This window comes from Methylobacterium nigriterrae (assembly GCF_037106235.1).
Taxonomy (GTDB): domain Bacteria; phylum Pseudomonadota; class Alphaproteobacteria; order Rhizobiales; family Beijerinckiaceae; genus Methylobacterium; species Methylobacterium nigriterrae.
Map to the genome: position 1 here is coordinate 1 of NZ_JBAWTG010000839.1, position 274 is coordinate 274.

The 274-nt window shown below is 70.4% G+C and carries 1 pseudogene; it reads right to left on the bottom strand.

The annotated features are described in order from the left end of the window. Positions 1–258 (bottom strand): annotated as a pseudogene (locus tag WDW90_RS39365) (alkene reductase); the annotation flags it as partial. Positions 259–274: the final 16 nt, after the last annotated feature.

Sequence of the window (274 nt, forward strand, 5' to 3'; positions counted from 1 at the left end):
GAAGGTGGAGGCATCGGGCTCGTTCAGCGGAAGGCCTTCCTGCCAACGACGCACCAAATCCGGGTTGGCGATCGCCGGGCGGCCGACCACCACCGCGTCTCCCCAGCCGTTTGCGGCCACCGCAGCGGCATCGTCGTAGGTGGTGACGGTCCGGAACCCGGTGTTCAGCAGGACCGGTCCACCGAAACGGGCGCGCAGGTCCTGGACGAGGGCACCGGACGGATCGGCGTGCAGGATGCTCAGCGCGGCCAGGCCCAAGGGGGCGATCCCGTCG